We start from the raw sequence: 15,354 nt of genomic DNA on the forward strand, positions 1-15,354 counted from the left end.
CTTGGTCTATACCCGCGTTATTGTACTCATTGGACCGCAGCCGCGGCAGGGTGGGAGGAGCCGGCGGGGCGGGGCGCCAGCCCGGCGGGGCGAAACTGCGGTAGTAGTTCCGCCCGGGTGAGCCGGTAGCACACTAGGCCGGCAGCCAGGAGCGCGGCGTATCCGAGCGCCAGTGCCGCGCCGAGTACAGGTACCGGCAGCCCCGCCGCGAGCGCCCAGCGCTCCACATTCATCCCGAAAAATGCTCCCGGGTAGCACGAACGCAACCACAGCAGCATCGCGTACGCGGAGAGCAGCATGCTTGCGGCCACCACCGCGGGCAGGAGGAAACTGCGCCATCCGGCTTCTTCTCGGTAGCGCGGCCGGCCCGTGGGCGCGGTGAGCGGCGGATCCCAATGGTGTCCGGCTGCCCCCATAGCAATAACCACGAGCAAGCCCAGGGCTCCGGCGAAAAGATAGCGGCCCTGCACTCCGCCGATAATTCCCAATCCGCGGTACTGGTTGTAGGCCTGCACGATGAGCATGCCCAGAACCAGCACAATATTCGCGGTGAAGAGAAGGAGGCGCCAGCGCTTATCCGGGTGGGTGCCAAGGGCACGCGCGAGGAAAAGAACGGTGAGGAGGGAGAGGAGAATGAGGAGGAGCGGTGCGAAGGTAATATCCAGCCACCCGAAATCCGACCAGAAAGAGTCCACGAAGGAGGTGGTCACCCGCTCGGCGAAGAAGCCAATATCGGCGCCCGGCTCCGTGGCTTGGGCCTGGAAACCATCGGGTTGAATCACCCCGTAGCGCACGATATTACGCAGCCACCAGTAGCCGCCGGTGAGAACACCGATGAGTCCCGCGCTCAGCCCCTGGGCCAGGCGCCGCCTCCACCCGCCTATACGAGGATTAGTGAGGAAGGCGAGGAAAACCACCAGTCCCATGGGGATGAAGGTTCCTTTGCTCCACAGACCCAGCCCTAAGGCGAGCCCGGCTGCGAGCACGGTGCGCCACCGCCCGGCACCGAACATGGCCGAGCTCACCGCCGCTATGGTGAGCGCCCCGGCCCCGATGAAGAGGGCGTCGTTAGTCACCGAAGCGGAGATAAAGCTGAGCATGGGGATGGCGTATACCGTGCCGGAAGCCAGGAGCGCACCGCGCCGGCTCAGCCCGGTGCGCCGCGCCGCGAAAATAAGGCAGGGCACCAGAGGCGAGGTCAGCACAATGGAGTAGAGCCGCAGGATAAGAATCTGGCGATCCCAGGGGGCATCCGTCATTCCGGTGGCGCGCAACACCAGGGACCCGCCGGCGTAATAGAGCGGGGGGTGCTGGGTCATCTGATCCAAAATAGGAACTGTTCCTTCAGCACGCGGGGAGCGGCGTTGCTCGTGCGGGAGGAGTTTCTGGCTGCGGTAGGAGTCCGGATCCGCGCCGATCCAGGCATCTCGCCCCAGCCGGGTGCGGTAGTGCAGGGAGTAGCTGGGAGCTCCTTCCACCAGCAGGCCGCTGGCCCGGGAAGCTTCAAAAATATCGCGGTAGAGCCAGCTTGTTCCCGGATCGGGCCACTGCCCGGTCTGTTCGAGTCGAATAACGGAATTGAGGTGGTGAGGTTCATCCGGGGTGCGCAGCGGCGGGCTGGCAAGCGCCCAGAGCATCTGCCAGATGAGGAAAAGAACCGTGAGGAGTCCCGCGCACGTATAGAAACGGCGTGAGCTCATGGTGGTATCACTGTTTCGCATACGGTCCTTCGGGGAGTTCACTGGGCGCCCGACGATCCCCTCCTCACCGGATGGTACCTGTAGGGCCGCGGGAAGCGCGCTGGTTATCCCAGTCTAGCTTCCGCATCACCGGCGCGGAGAAGGTATCGTAGTTCCCGTACATCGACTAGCCGAGTGAGGGAACATTATGGAGATTCGGGAATTAGCGATTGCGGGAGCATGGGAAATCACCACCAAGCATTTCCCCGATGAACGCGGTATTTTCTTAGAAGCCTACAAATCCTCTGTTTTTGAAGAAACAATCGGCCACCGTTTGGATGTGCGCCAGGTGAATACCTCGGTATCGAAGGCCGGCACCGTCCGCGGTATCCATTTCGCCGATGTGCCGCCCAGCCAGGCGAAGTACGTGATGTGCCCGCGCGGGGCGGTTCTCGATTTCGTTATTGATATTCGGGTGGGCTCCCCCACCTTCGGGAAGTGGGATTCTGTTCTTCTCGATGATGACACCCGGAAGGCCATTTATATTTCCGAGGGCCTGGGCCACTGCTTCGTGGCGCTGGAAGATGATTCCACCGTGGTTTACCTGTGCTCGGCGCAATATGCTCCCGGGCGAGAACACGGGGTGAATCCGCTGTGCTCGCAGGTGGGTTTGGTCTTCCCGGAAACTGATCGCCAGGGTAAGAAGCTTGAGCTGCTGCTCTCCCCGAAGGATACCGATGCTCCCGATCTGGATGAGGCTGAACGCAGCGGGCTCCTCCCCCGCTATGAGGATGTCCAGGCTTTCCTCGCCACCCTGCGGAGCTAAATATGACGCGGGCTGAACTGTCCGCCCTCGCTAACCAGGTCACCGCGGTGGTCATTACCTATAACCCGGACGGGAACTGCGAAACCCGTCTTACCGCGTTGGCCTTGCAGGTGGGGCACGTGGTGGTTATTGATAACGGTTCGGAAGAATCGCGCCGGGCAGCCGTAGCGGAAAGTGCTCGTGCGGTGGGTGCCCAGTTCATTTCGCTCGCCCAGAATCTCGGGATTGCGGCGGCCACGAATATCGGTATCGAGCAGGCGCGGGCTCGCGGGGCTCGTTTCGTGCTGCTCATGGATCAGGATTCCCTGGTTGGCTCGGATATGGTGGCCCGCCTGCTTGAGGTGCTGGCTGGCAATCCGCAGATCGGTGCGGCCGGCCCCCTCCCCAGCGAAGAACGCGAGGGGGAGGATCAGCTGGTTTACGTTGCCCGCGAGTGGGCTCCCAAGCGTGCCACCGCGGCCGAGCTGGAACGCCCGGTGCTTGACGTTGCTTTCCTTATTGCCTCCGGGTGCCTCATTCGGATGGACACACTTGATGACGTGGGTGGGATGGGCACCGCTCTCTTTATTGACCATGTGGATCTGGAGTGGGGCGTGCGAGCCCGGAGCCAGGGGTGGCGCCTGGTGTGCGTAACGGCTGCCCGGCTCTACCATTCCCTAGGTGACGCCGTCGTTCTTCTTCCCGGACGCACGCAGCCGGTGCACGTGCACGCCCCGATCCGCAATTATTACCTGGTGCGCAATACCGCCCGGGTTATTGGCAGTTCGCTGTTCCCGGGGAAGTGGCGGGTGCGCTATGCCTGGTGGCTGGCGAAATATCTGGCCTTTAACGGCTTCCTCCTGGACCGCGGGGCCGAGCGGCGCCAGCTTATGCGCCAAGGTTTACGTGATGCGCGGCGGCGGCGCGGCGGGCGCATAGGTGACCCGGCAGTATGACACCGCGCCCGCACCGCCAAGCTCGCCCAGCTCGCCCAGTTCGCCCAGCTGACTCAGGTAACTCAGCTCACCCAGCTGACCCGCCAGTGCCGCCCGCATCACCCTCCCGCGGGCTGTGGTCCCCGCGGGTTTTCCTTTTTTCTTTCCTCGCTTTTCTTTGCTACACCACCGGCCTGAGCCTGCTCACCCCGCTGCACGGTTCCCCGGATGAACCCGTGCATGAAATTTACGGCTACCAGGTGGTCACGGGAAATATTCCCCTCGAATCGGAACGGGTACTCGCCCCGCGCTACCTGCGCTCGGGTGCGCCCGATTGCTGGCGTACCACCCGCGCCCAGACCGCGTGGTGTTCGCCCCCGCTCAGCTCGGACGCCACCCTGCGGGAAATGGGCACAAGCGCGGTCAATTACCCGCCGCTCTACTATGCCCTCACCCACCAGCCGCTGCGCTTCCTCAGCGGAGCGGCGGCGCTCTGGGCCGTGCGACTGTGTTCGGCGCTCCTCTTTTCCCTGCTGGCAGCTTTCGGCGTATCGGCTTTCGCGGCCGGTCTACCCCACCGCCTCGAATCCTTTATTGCCCTCACTGTGCTCACCCCGGCGTTCTTCACTTTCGCCGGTTTTTCCAATCCCCAAAGTCTGGAAATCGGGGCGGCCCTCGCCATGGCCGGATGCCTCATCCCGCTCCTCCGGCCCCTGCCCCCACGGGAAACGGCGCGGCGCTGGATCGCGGGGGGCTGCGCGGCGCTGCTGCTCATCATGGCGCGCCCGGTAGGCCCGTACTGGGCTATTGCCATGTGCCTGCTCCTGGCCGGGGTATTCGGGCGCGAGCGGGTACGCACCTATATTCGCACCCGCGCCTTCGCGCTATTCATGGCCCTGTGCGCTGCCGGCTGCCTGGCCTGGCTGGCGTGGACCCGCATCTCCACTATCTACGGCCCCACCCCCACCGAAGTTACCAATGACGGTTGGAGTGCCCTCACCCTGCGTCTGCTCGGGAATTTCCGCTACTACATGCACGAGACGATCGGCACAGGCGGGTGGCGCTCCGTGACTACCTCGGTGCCGGTCACGGTGCTCTACTGGGCGGTCCTCTTTGCCGTGGTGGCCACCGCGTGGCACTGGGGCCAGCGGCGGCACCGCCTCTCCATCGCCCTGGCTTTTATTTCCCTGCCGCTCAGCGCCGTCCTCATGAACACCCTAGTGCTCAGCCGTACCACCTTCCCTATCTGGCAGGGCCGCTACGGCTTCCCCTTCCTCTTCCCGCTCTTCTGGGTGTGCGTGGCTGTTATAGCAACCTCCGGGCGCCGTCGTACCAATATAAGCAGGGCTCTGGCGCGGGCAACCTCCACTCTCTTTTTCCTGGCGACCGTTGATATTACGGTGCGGATGGCCTGGCGTTTTTATGCTGGTATCACCACGGCGCCGCTGTGGCGGGTCCTCACCGATACCCCACCGCACGCCCTTATCGGCGCCGCGCTCGCTATCGCGGTGGCAGGAACGTACCTGGTGCTTACGTGGCGCTCCACCCGCAGATGTGCCGATTCGCCCGCGCCCGTCATATAATTCCAGGGGCTTATTTGTTATGAGATGTACGTCAATCAATAACTCATCGAGGTGATCATGGGCGGCAATGCTGCTGAGGCGCGTTCCATCGATTTTTCGCAGGACCGCCGGCGGGTAGTGCACGGGAAAATGTTCCTCCTCGCATTCGTCGGATTCTTTATCTATGCGATGGGGCTCAGTTTGCTCACCCCGCTCAACGGCGGCCCCGATGAAACCCAGCACGAAATCTACGGTTACGCGGTGGTCACCGGGCAAATCCCCCAAAAAAGTATTCGCGTGGAAGCCCCCGCGTTTCTGCGGCGCGGCGCCCCGGATTGCTGGCGCCACGACCCGGCTGCCACCGCCTTCTGCTCGCGCATTTTCACCACGAATGACGAACTTATCTCCCAGGGCACCTCCGCGGTTAATTACCCGCCGCTCTACTACTACCTCACCCACTGGCCGCTGCTGCTGGCCTCCGGGAAATACGTGCTGTGGGGTATCCGGGTGCTTTCCGCCGGGCTGTTTGCCGGGCTGGCAGCGCTCGGCTTTTCTTCTCTGTACGCGGGGTTGCGCAGCGCCGCGCTCCCCTATCTCACCATCGGCCTGCTCGCCCCGGGTTTCTATTCCCTCAGCGGTTTTTCCAATCCGCAGTCGATGGAAATCGGGGCGGCCCTGGCCCTCACCGGTTTCCTCCTCCCCCTCCTCAACCGGGTTCCCGCCCGCGAAGAACTGTGGCGGTGGATCGGCGGGGGGCTGGCCGCCATCCCCCTCATTTGCGCGCGCCCGGTAGGCCCCTACTGGGCGATCCTGCTCTGTTTACTTTTCGCAATTATTTTTGGGCGCGTGGCGGTGCGGCATTACCTGCGCACCCCCGGATTCTGGATTTTCCTCGGGCTGTGTGCCCTGGGATGCCTGGCCTGGTTCGGGTGGAATTACCTGGCCTCCACCTACGGGAAAGCACCCGATCCGGTGGCCAATAAGGGCGCTTTCCGCATGGGGCTGCAAATTCTGGGGACCATGCCCTATTACATTCACGAAACTATCGGCACCGCGGGCTGGCGGAATGTTGAGCCGAGCAGCCCGGTCTCCGTGTGTTACGTGATTTTCTTCGCCTGCCTGCTCATTGCGGTCTACCGAGCCGGGGCGCGCCACCACCGCCGCGCGGTTATTTTCGGGGTGGTAGTGCTGCCCTTCAGCGCCCTGCTCCTCAATACTGCGGTGGCGGATCGTATCCCGCTCGTCATGTGGCAGGGCCGCTACTGGTTCCCCTTCTTCTTCCCCTTCTTGGTGACCTGCGCGGCGGCTCTTCTCCAGCACCACGAGCTGCGTGAACGTACCGATTCTGCCCGCGACTCGCGCCTGATCCCGGTGCTTTCTTTGGCCGGGGCGCTGCTTTTCGCCGTGACGACCATTGATTTCACGGTGCGAATGGCCTGGCGTTTTTATGTGGGCTTGCGTACCCCTGTTTTCGCGGTTGTATGGACGACGCCGCCCCGCGCCATGCTGGGTCTCCTTTTGTGCGCGGGACTTTCCTGCGCGGTTGCGTATCTTGTGGTGCGCCGCTACCGCCCGCACCTGAGCGCGCTACGCCGCGCCTGGCGCGAGTATCTGCATCCGCAAACCTTAGCTGCGGGCCGCACGGCGCGCGGCGATTCCGGCGAGGAGTCCGAGGCTCACGTCCGCGAGGGTCGTGAAAACACGCGAAAGTAGTACGACGACGACAACCGGCCCGCTTCCAACCGCGGTAGACAGTACTGCGGCAAGAGCCAATTCCCGCACTCCCACCCCGGCCGGGACGAAGAACACCAGGAAGCCAACGGTCCAGCCGAGTGCGTAACCTCCGGTGGCGAGCAGGAAGGTGGGCAGCGAAGCGGCCATGCCCTGATAGATGAGCATGAGCCACAGTTGGGCGCCCATGAGGAGCCATCCGGCCGCGGCCCACAGTGCCGCCAGGCCGGTACCCCGCCAGCTCAGCTGGGCTTCCAGCGCCCCGCGCCCCAGAATTTTCAAGCCCAGACTAATGATCCTATTGAGGACAGGCGGGATAAGAGCCACCACGCCCACGGGAATGGCCAGGGCGAGCCAGCCGTAATCTTCCATGAGGCCGGCCGGGCCCAGGAGCAGTGCGAGGACCGCCAGCACCAGGCCGGTCACGATAGAGACCACCATGGAGAGAAGCAGCGCCACGAAGGAGCGCCGCCGGGCGATGGAATGCGCCGCGCCCATTTCCGCGGCGGCCACAAAATTCCACACTCCGCCGGGCAGGTATTTCGCCACCTGGGAGGTATAAAAAATGCGCCGGGCCACCCGCGCGGGCACGGGCTGGCCCACGTCATTGAGAAGATAGCGCCAGGAAACCATCGTGCAGGCCACGTAGAGCAGGGAGAGCGCGATTCCGGCCAGGGTCACCCACCAGGGCAGCGCCGCGAGCGCCTCCCCCACCGCTTCCCGGTTAGCCACGATTGCCCAGATCGCGGCAACAACCGCGAGGAGCATAAAGCCGGCCCGCACGGGTGGTGCTTGCAGGACGCTGAGGATTTTCTTCACCGGGGGCTCTTTTCCTTGGCGTGGTGGGTGGCCGCGCCCGTACCCCGCCTGCCCGGTACCCGGTCGAGGGCCGCGAGGAGAGGGCGTACCACGTGGGCAGGGTGGAAAGCGTGATCCGCGCGCTCGCTGGCTCGGGTACGGGCCGCGGCGATGGATTCGGGATCCGCGGCGAAACTCTCCAGCATATCGGCAAGGGCACTCGCATTCCCCGCGGGAACATAGCGGGCGGCATCCCCGAGCATATCGCGCTGCGGGGCGGTATCGGAGGTGATGAGCGCCAGGCCGGCGGCCATGCCCTGGTAGGCCTTATTGGGAACCACGCGCTGGGCCTTATCCGAAGTCCCGAAGATGCCCAAGCAGAGGTCATGGCCGGCGATTTCGCGCGGTAGCGCGACGGCGTCGACCCAATCCCGCCACGTTACCCGCACGTGGGTGCCTCCGCCTTCCAGAATCGCGCGCGCTTCGGCGTAATCTTGACCGGTGCCGATGAGGGTGACCTCGAGGTCTACGCCGCGCTCCTCGAGGAGGCGCAGGGCGCGCGCAATCGTGACGGCGCCCTGAAGCGGGGTGAAAAGGCCGTAAAACACCACGCGGGGCGGGGTGTGAACCGGATGCGGGCTGCGGGCCGCGAAGAAACTTTCGGGCGAGCCCACTGGCACGACGACGCCGCGAGCGCGCAGGCTTTCGGGCATCTGCGCAAGATGCGCGGGGGTATCTAGGACCGTGATGGTGGAGGCACGGATGGCGGCGCTATCCAGGGTGCGCAGCAGGCGGTCTTTGATACTGGTGTTGAGGCCGCGGTCGGTGGCGGTGGTGGAGGCGAAAATGAGGTGGTCGAGCACAATGGGGGTGCGCGGGAAGAGGAGGCGGGCCAGGAGCACATCGAAGTGGCCGAGGTAGCCCACCACGATAACGTCCGGGGCGTGCGGGCCGCGGAAACGCCGGGAAGCGCGCACCAGATGCCACCAGTGCCGGGCAATATCCGCTCCGAAGGAAAGCGCCCCGCGGGCGCTGGCGAGGGCCGCTACCCGGCCGGCGGTGCCGGTATCGAGGGGAATATTGAGTTCGCGTACCGTGTGGCCGTGCTCGGCCAGCCCGCGCAGCAGCACCCCTACCCGGGGGTGGTTCGCGGTGTTGTAGGTGCCAAAGCCGAGAATTCTCACCGGGCGGCTCCCCCGTTCGCGGCGGCGGCCGGTTCATGTGGGTAATCCGGGTCATGTGGATGATCCGGATTTTCCAAGATTTCCGGGGTATTCAGAGCGCCGGGGTGATCTGCTTCCGAAGCTTCAAGGGCATTGGGGGCTTGGTCGGTACTCGCGGCAGCAGCGAGCGGGCGCGGCGGGCCGAAACGCAGGGCTTTGATGCCCTCTAATTGCTGTTCGAGGAGGACGCGATTGGTTTTGAGGAGGTCGGCGATGATGAGGATGGTGATGGAGATAATCGAGGCCACGATCATGGCCGAACCGAAAATAAGGGATTGGATATGGCCAGCGCCCTGCCCCATGAAGTAGAAGATGAGGAAGCGAATGAAGGGGATCGCGCCCAGGATCCCGGTGATTGCGGCTGTCCAGCCCAGGGGCACATGGGGTTTGAACATGAGGTAGGAACGCACAATCGCGGTCCCGGATTTGAACATGTGCTGGAAAATATTGGAGAACAGGCGCGATTCGCGGGTTTTTGGGTTGGTGGTGATGGGTACGGAGTCGATGCGCAGGCGCTTATTTCCGGCTTGGATAATGGTCTCCATGCAGTAGGAGAATTGGGTGACCACATTGAGGCGGTAGAGTGCGCCCTTGGAGTAGGCCCGGAAACCGGAAGCGGCGTCCGGGAGCTTGGTGCCGGCCGCCCGATTGACCACCCGGGACCCCACATTCTGCATGAGCTTCTTGAAGCGGGAGAAGTGCGCGATTTTTGAGGTTTGACGGTCGGCAATAACGATGTCAGCACGCCCGGCCACGATAGGAGCTACCAGTTCCGGGATGGCTTCCTGGGGGTACTGGTTATCGCCGTCGGTATTCACCACAATATCCGCGCCGTTCGCGAGCGCGTATTCCACCCCGTCGCGGAAGGAGCGGGCCAGGCCCTGGTTGCGGGCGTGGCGCACAAAGTGTTTCACCCCGTATGATTTCGCGACCTCAACGGTGGCATCGGTGGAGCCGTCATCAATAATGAGGATCTCGATGCTATCGATGCCCGGAATTTCCTTAGGGATGGATTCCAGTACCAGGGGCAAGGTCTTTTCCTCGTTCAAACACGGAACCTGCACAAATAGTTTCATATCCCTCTCCGCCGCAGTCGCGATGATCCAGCACCTAGCCTAACAAGCTCCGCGGGCTCTCACGCGGAGCTACGCTGCTGCATGCCGCGAGTGCGGCGGGCGCCGCACCGACGTTCCCCACGTGCCACCGCACCGACGTTCCTCGCGCGCCGTGGCCGTTCTTCACCCGCCGCGGCATCGCTATACCTGTGCTTCCCCCCTCCGCGGCACCGCCACGTCCTCGCCTCCCGCGTGCCGCGGGGCCGCTACAGTACAATTCAAGAACAGAAAGCCGATGCCGCCTCTTCAACAAAAGGATTCCGCCGTGACGAATATTTCTTCTTCCTCGGCCAAGGCCGCCCTCCGCTCCGTGCTCCGCCACGTTCCGGGTGCGGAAGCTGCCGGTCGCAAAGTGCTCCAGAAGGTTCTCTACCGGGTTCCCTGTTCGGAGAGGCCCCTAGTGTCCATCATTATTCCGGTGTACGGGCATTGGAAGGAAACATTTGCCTGCCTCAAGGCACTGGCGGCAACCGCGGGGAATATTCCTTATGAAATCATCGCGGTGGATGATTGTTCGCCGGATTCCACCGGTAAGAAACTGGATCGCATTATTGGCTTGCGGGTTATTCATATGCCGAAAAACGGCGGCTTTATTCGGGCCTGTAATACCGGCCTCCAGCATGCTCGTGGTGAGATCGTTGTCTATCTCAATAATGACACCGAAGTGAATCCCGGCTGGCTCCTGCCCATTGTGGAACGCCTGGAAGATCCCAGCATCGGGCTGGTGGGAGCGCGCTTGGTGTACGCCGATGGAACATTGCAGGAAGCGGGCGGGGTCGTTTTTTCTGACGGTAGTGCCTGGAATTACGGCAAAGGCGATAATCCCGAGAATCATTCCTATACCTATTTCCGGGATGCGGATTATTGCTCCGGTGCCTGTTTGGCGGTGCGCAAGTCGATTCTTGATGAGCTGGGTGGCTTCGATGAGCGCTATATTCCCGCCTACTACGAAGATACTGATCTGGCTTTTGAAGTGCGGCGCCTGGGCTACCGCACCGTTTATGAACCGCGCTCCCTTGTTGTTCACCACGAGGGTGTATCGAATGGCACCGAAACCTCGTCGGGAACAAAACGCTACCAGGTCATCAATCGGGATAAGTTCCGGCAAAAATGGGCCGCTGAACTGGCCTCGCAGCCGCTGAGTCCCGAAGAGGACCCCGATTTTGAGATTGAACGCGCCGTGCATACGAAAAATGTTGTTATTGTGTGCGACGGCGCTGTTATTACCCCGGATCTGGACTCCGGCTCGGTGCGGATGGAACAAATCCTGCTGGAACTGCTCCGGCTCGGATACCAACCCGTCTTCATTCCGCAAAACAAAACCCGTCACGAACCTTATGTCGGCAACCTAACTAAATACGGCATCCAGGTTGTTTACGACACCTATAACGATATGGGACGCGCGAATATTAGCGCCCAAGCTCTCACCATCTTGCTGCGCGGGAATGTGCGCGGGGTGATACTCTCCCGGGTCGGAGTAGCCGCGGCAAGCATCTTCCCCATCACCCATGCACTTCCGGGCGTCCCCGTTATTTTTGACACGGTGGACCTGCACGGCACCCGCGAATTACGCGAAGCGAAACTGGCCGGTGATGATGCCCTTATCACTGCCGCGCATCAAACCAAGGAATTGGAGCTCGGGGTGATGCGGGCCAGCACCGCGACCCTGGTTGTTTCTTCCGAGGAAGCGAAGATGCTGCATGCGGACCATCCCGAGCTTCCGGTCTTTGTGGTGGGGAATGTGCACGTCCCGGTGGAGCACCCCGCGGGATTGCGGGGGCGGCGCAGCATTAGTTTTATTGGTTCTTTCGCCCATCCCCCGAACGCGGATGGCCTGCACTGGTATTTCACTGAGGTGCACCCGCTGGTCCGCGAGGAACTGGGCGATGTTGAGGTCAATGTGTACGGGAAGAACCCGCCGGAATCGCTGCGCGTTTTCGAGGGGAACGGCGTGAAGCTACGCGGCTACGCCGCTGATTTAGCTGATGTGTATAATCCGGCTCGGCTCTCTATCGCGCCGCTGCGCTACGGTGCCGGCGTGAAGGGCAAGGTTGGAGAATCTCTTTCCTGGGGCGTGCCTATTGTGACCACCGATATCGGTGCGGAAGGCATGGGTCTAGATGACCGCCGCACCGCACTGATCGCCAATAGCCCAGAGGACTTCGCGCGGGCCATTGTGGACGGTATGCGTGATGATGAGCTGTGGGAACGCCTCTCTACCGCGGGTGAACGCCATATTCAGGAGATTATGGGCGTGCCCCGCCTCCACCAGGATCTCGCGGCCGCCTTTGACTTTGCGGGAATCACGCGCGCCTGATCGTGCCGCTTGCTCACTAGTGCACCAGTGCGTTACTCCGCGAGCGTGACGATGGTGAAGTCCGCGTGCGGCTCTATCCGCAGGCGCGGGTCGGAAGCAATCTGCTCGCGCAGGGTCTGCGCTTCCGCGGCGAAAGTATCCGTGGATCCCTGTTCTATTCCCCAGCGGAAATCAAAATTCGGGATGACCACCGCTTGCACCTGCCCGGTATAGAGCACCTGCCACACCGAATGCCCGAAGTTCGCGTGTGAGCCGATCACGTCCTGCATTTCCGGAGTCCAGTTTTCCCGAGCTCGGGCCACGTCTTTATCGCCGAAAGTGTTGTAGAGGACCAAATCAGATTCGCTCGCGATCACCCCGGCTAGGAAATCATTACCGCCCGAGACCGGAGAACTGAAAGCCACCACGGCATCGTCTGGCAAGGCAGCATCAAGTTTTTCCGGAATCTCACCGATAAGCTCCTCAAGATGGGTGGCCCGGTCGCTAGCGCCTACCGCCAAGCCCGCGAGGTTCGGGGCGGAAGCCAGCACCGCCAGCGCGGCCAAGATTCCGCAGGCCACCCGCCGCCAGCTGCCTCGTGCTTCCCGGCGCAAAAGCGCGCTGATGCCGCTCGCGAGCGCCGCGAGCAGGGCCAGGCGAACCACCAGCATCCAGCGGTAGATAGCCCGCATGAGATCAAGGCCGGGAAGTTCCTCGTAGAGCGGTGCCCACGGGAAGGTCCATAAGGCTTCCGCGCGGGGCATAAGATAATCAGTCACCTGAATCGGTGGGGTTAGGGGACCGCGAATTTCCCACCATTTCAGCGAGGGCCCCAGGGCAATAACAAAGGCCACGAGCGCCACGCCCACCCACAGCAGCACGTAGCGGCGCGACCCGCGCGCCCACACCAGCACACAGACAAGCAACACCAGCGCAGTGATGCCGATGTAATTCCAGCGGACGTTGGTGCCGTCTCCCCACAGCAGATCCGCATCCAGCCCGATTCCAAAGAGCTCGGCCCACCACACGCTCGAGGTGGGGATAACCGTGGTGGCAATATCCACGCCCATGGAACGGAAGAAATCTTCGCTGGTACCCATACCGGCCAGGGTCCCACCGGCGCTGCGGTAATAGACCATGAGCGCCACGGCGCTGGCCACCGCCATATAAACAAAGCCCAGACCGGCATCCCGCAGGCCGCTGCGCCCGCGCAGCAGCGGTAGCACAATAACCACCACCCCGGCAGTGAAACCGAGCATGACGAAAGAATAACCGTCAAGGAAAACAGCCCAGGTGAGAACCCCGCACCAGCCAGCCACAGCGAGAAGCCGGCGCCACCAGGGTGGCCGCAGCCAGAGCCGCAGCAGCACCACGCCCACGTAGACGGTGGCGGGTAGGAGTAGCGCACCCCAGAAGGTGGTACCGAAATTCCCCATGCCGATAACGGAAGGGTTGATCATCCATACCGCAGCCGCTATCCCGGCGATCAGGCGGTGCGAGGTGAGCCAGAAGAACAGCCCGTACGCGCCCACCAGTGCCAGGAGGATCCAGATGAGGTACCACGCAGAGAGCGCGGCGGCGTCGTCGCCAGGAAAAATAAGTGCAAAGAAGGTGGCCGCGCGGCTAAAAATACCACCGTTGACCGTGGCGGTACCTTCCGGGAAACCGATGATCGGGCAGCGGCCTTCTTGCAGGTACAGGCGCGGGAATTCGGTTCCGCATTGGAGGCGCCCGAGGTCGGCCACCCAGGCGTGTACCGGGCCGATGGCCCACGCGTTCACGCCGTAGATAAAGGACAGGGCGATGGAGTAGAGGAGGGCGCCCAGGCCCGCGAAGCCGCGGGTGCGCCACCGCAGCGGCACGCTGCGTGGGTGGGCTTCGATAACTGGCACGTGGTTCCCCTCTATCCGCTCTATCCGCGGGAGCGGTGGTGACCGCGAACGGTATTATTGCTCGGTTCCGCTCCCCGCCTCGATCTTAACATTGTGAACATAGACTTCGGGGAAGGTTTTGACGAATCCCGTGGTCATGCCATCGGATTTGGTGGTGAAGAGTGCAACGCTATTGCGCCGTTCGATTTCAATATCGGCGCTGTTGAGAATCGCGAGATTGACGATGTAATCGCCCTCCCCGATATGCAGGTCGGGAAGCACCACCATGATGGTGGCACGGTCTTTTTCTACCGCGGGGAGGGGAAGCTGGAGGCGGCGGCTGGACATCCCGAAAACCGGGGTGCCCTCGTTCATGGTGGCGATTTCTACCACCACGCCGTAATCGCGCATGGGTTCGTGGGCCACCAGGTCGAAGGCAATGCGCATGGTATCACCGGAAATATGCACGAAAAGCCCGTCGTCGGAGGTACGCACGCCGTCCACAATCGCGGCATTGTCAATACTGCACGGGTGGGTATCCACCGCGGTGAGCACCCCGCCGTTCTTTTCCGCGAGTTCAGCGAGCATTTGTTCCTGGTAGCCCTGGTGGAGGCGGGACATCGCGTCGCGCACATCCCCCACCATAACCATGGCGCCTTTATCCAGAACGACGGCGCGATCACACACCTCGATCACTTGGGCCGCGGAATGTGACACCAGGATAATGGAGCGCCCTTCGCGCTGGAATTGGCGAATTTTCTCCATGCATTTCTTCTGGAAGGGCTCATCACCCACCGCGAGCACTTCGTCCACAAGCAGGATATCCGGGTCGGAATGCACCGCCACCGCGAAAGCGAGGCGCACGTACATCCCGGAGGAATAGAACTTCACCTGGGTGTGGATGAAATCCCGAATCCCGGAAAACTCAATAATGGAATCAAGCTGGGCGTCGATCTCCGCTTCGGACAGGCCCAGGATGGAAGCGTTGAGATAAATATTTTCCATCCCGGTGAGATCCGGGTGGAAACCGGCACCTAATTCGAGAAGCGCGGCCATACGCCCGCGGGTGCGGACCTGCCCGGCATCGGGGGTGAGGATCCCGCCGATCACTTTGAGGAGGGTGGATTTACCCGAACCGTTCGCCCCCACCAGGCCCACCGATTCCCCGGCGGCCACGTTGAAGGACACGTTCTTAAGCGCCCAGTATTCTTCCGCGTGGGTGCGCGAACGAGCCGCATTGACCAGGCGTTCCTTGAGGGATTTATCTTTGTGGACGATGAATTTCTTTGAAACTCCATCAACTTGAATGACGTCGGGACGTGACATGAGAATCCTTGAC

11 protein-coding genes are annotated in these 15,354 nt (G+C 62.4%); 5 read left to right on the plus strand and 6 right to left on the minus strand.

Features of this window, described 5'->3' with window-relative positions:
* Positions 1–26 precede the first annotated feature (26 nt).
* Positions 27–1,721, minus strand: a complete 1,695-nt coding sequence (locus ACRQEC_RS04855) for a DUF2142 domain-containing protein (RefSeq protein WP_284889296.1) — start codon at positions 1,719–1,721, stop codon at positions 27–29.
* Positions 1,722–1,887: 166 nt separating this feature from the next.
* Here ACRQEC_RS04855 and ACRQEC_RS04860 point away from each other — a divergent pair, with 166 nt between their 5' ends.
* The 4 genes from ACRQEC_RS04860 (at position 1,888) to ACRQEC_RS04875 (ending at position 6,694) form a co-directional block, all read left to right on the plus strand.
* Positions 1,888–2,505 carry a dTDP-4-dehydrorhamnose 3,5-epimerase family protein gene (locus ACRQEC_RS04860; RefSeq protein ID WP_284883091.1) on the plus strand — a complete coding sequence of 206 codons (618 nt, stop codon included), beginning with the start codon at positions 1,888–1,890 and terminating at the stop codon, positions 2,503–2,505.
* A gap of 2 nt (positions 2,506–2,507) precedes the next feature.
* On the plus strand, positions 2,508–3,440 hold the full coding sequence (locus ACRQEC_RS04865; RefSeq protein WP_284889299.1) for a glycosyltransferase family 2 protein: 933 nt from the start codon (positions 2,508–2,510) through the stop codon (positions 3,438–3,440).
* An 86-nt stretch (positions 3,441–3,526) separates the two neighbouring features.
* On the plus strand, positions 3,527–5,002 hold the full coding sequence (locus ACRQEC_RS04870) for a DUF2142 domain-containing protein (protein ID WP_284889301.1): 1,476 nt from the start codon (positions 3,527–3,529) through the stop codon (positions 5,000–5,002).
* Positions 5,003–5,059: 57 nt separating this feature from the next.
* The gene (locus ACRQEC_RS04875) at positions 5,060–6,694 is read left to right on the plus strand and encodes a glycosyltransferase family protein (RefSeq protein WP_284889303.1); all 1,635 of its coding nucleotides are present in this window, start codon (positions 5,060–5,062) and stop codon (positions 6,692–6,694) included.
* Here ACRQEC_RS04875 and ACRQEC_RS04880 read toward each other — a convergent pair.
* Genes ACRQEC_RS04880 through ACRQEC_RS04890 form a run of 3 tightly spaced genes read right to left on the minus strand, consistent with a single transcriptional unit; the run spans position 6,608 to position 9,809 of the window.
* Positions 6,608–7,531: a lysylphosphatidylglycerol synthase domain-containing protein gene (locus ACRQEC_RS04880; protein WP_284889305.1), complete on the minus strand. Its 924-nt coding sequence runs from the start codon at positions 7,529–7,531 to the stop codon at positions 6,608–6,610. The two genes, ACRQEC_RS04875 and ACRQEC_RS04880, sit on opposite strands and share 87 nt — an antisense overlap.
* Positions 7,528–8,694 (minus strand): glycosyltransferase family 4 protein, encoded by a 1,167-nt coding sequence (locus tag ACRQEC_RS04885; protein ID WP_284889306.1) that lies wholly within the window; start codon positions 8,692–8,694, stop codon positions 7,528–7,530. Before ACRQEC_RS04885 ends, ACRQEC_RS04880 begins: the two co-directional genes overlap by 4 nt.
* Positions 8,691–9,809, minus strand: a complete 1,119-nt coding sequence (locus tag ACRQEC_RS04890) for a glycosyltransferase family 2 protein (RefSeq protein ID WP_284889307.1) — start codon at positions 9,807–9,809, stop codon at positions 8,691–8,693. The genes ACRQEC_RS04885 and ACRQEC_RS04890 overlap by 4 nt, the downstream gene beginning before the upstream one ends.
* 304 nt (positions 9,810–10,113) lie before the next feature.
* On the opposite strand from ACRQEC_RS04890, the gene ACRQEC_RS04895 reads away from it, so the two are divergent.
* Positions 10,114–12,165: a glycosyltransferase gene (locus tag ACRQEC_RS04895; RefSeq protein WP_284889308.1), complete on the plus strand. Its 2,052-nt coding sequence runs from the start codon at positions 10,114–10,116 to the stop codon at positions 12,163–12,165.
* Positions 12,166–12,197: 32 nt separating this feature from the next.
* On the opposite strand, the gene ACRQEC_RS04900 is transcribed toward ACRQEC_RS04895, so the two are convergent.
* Both ACRQEC_RS04900 and ACRQEC_RS04905 read right to left on the minus strand, forming a co-directional pair.
* Positions 12,198–14,036 carry a glycosyltransferase family protein gene (locus tag ACRQEC_RS04900; RefSeq protein WP_284889309.1) on the minus strand — a complete coding sequence of 613 codons (1,839 nt, stop codon included), beginning with the start codon at positions 14,034–14,036 and terminating at the stop codon, positions 12,198–12,200.
* A 54-nt stretch (positions 14,037–14,090) separates the two neighbouring features.
* Positions 14,091–15,341 carry an ABC transporter ATP-binding protein gene (locus ACRQEC_RS04905; RefSeq protein ID WP_284889310.1) on the minus strand — a complete coding sequence of 417 codons (1,251 nt, stop codon included), beginning with the start codon at positions 15,339–15,341 and terminating at the stop codon, positions 14,091–14,093.
* Between the last annotated feature and the right edge of the window lie 13 nt (positions 15,342–15,354).

Source organism: Actinotignum saccati, from assembly GCF_051265055.1.
Taxonomy (GTDB): Bacteria; Actinomycetota; Actinomycetes; order Actinomycetales; family Actinomycetaceae; genus Actinotignum.

What these genes read in the sequence shown, in the direction of transcription:
- ACRQEC_RS04860 (WP_284883091.1), top strand. Translation starts at nt 1,888, where the DNA reads ATGGAGATTCGGGAATTAGCGATTGCGGGAGCATGGGAAATCACCACC.
- ACRQEC_RS04855 (WP_284889296.1), bottom strand. Translation starts at nt 1,721, where the DNA reads ATGCGAAACAGTGATACCACCATGAGCTCACGCCGTTTCTATACGTGC.
- ACRQEC_RS04875 (WP_284889303.1), top strand. Translation starts at nt 5,060, where the DNA reads ATGGGCGGCAATGCTGCTGAGGCGCGTTCCATCGATTTTTCGCAGGAC.
- ACRQEC_RS04865 (WP_284889299.1), top strand. Translation starts at nt 2,508, where the DNA reads ATGACGCGGGCTGAACTGTCCGCCCTCGCTAACCAGGTCACCGCGGTG.
- ACRQEC_RS04905 (WP_284889310.1), bottom strand. Translation starts at nt 15,341, where the DNA reads ATGTCACGTCCCGACGTCATTCAAGTTGATGGAGTTTCAAAGAAATTC.
- ACRQEC_RS04890 (WP_284889307.1), bottom strand. Translation starts at nt 9,809, where the DNA reads ATGAAACTATTTGTGCAGGTTCCGTGTTTGAACGAGGAAAAGACCTTG.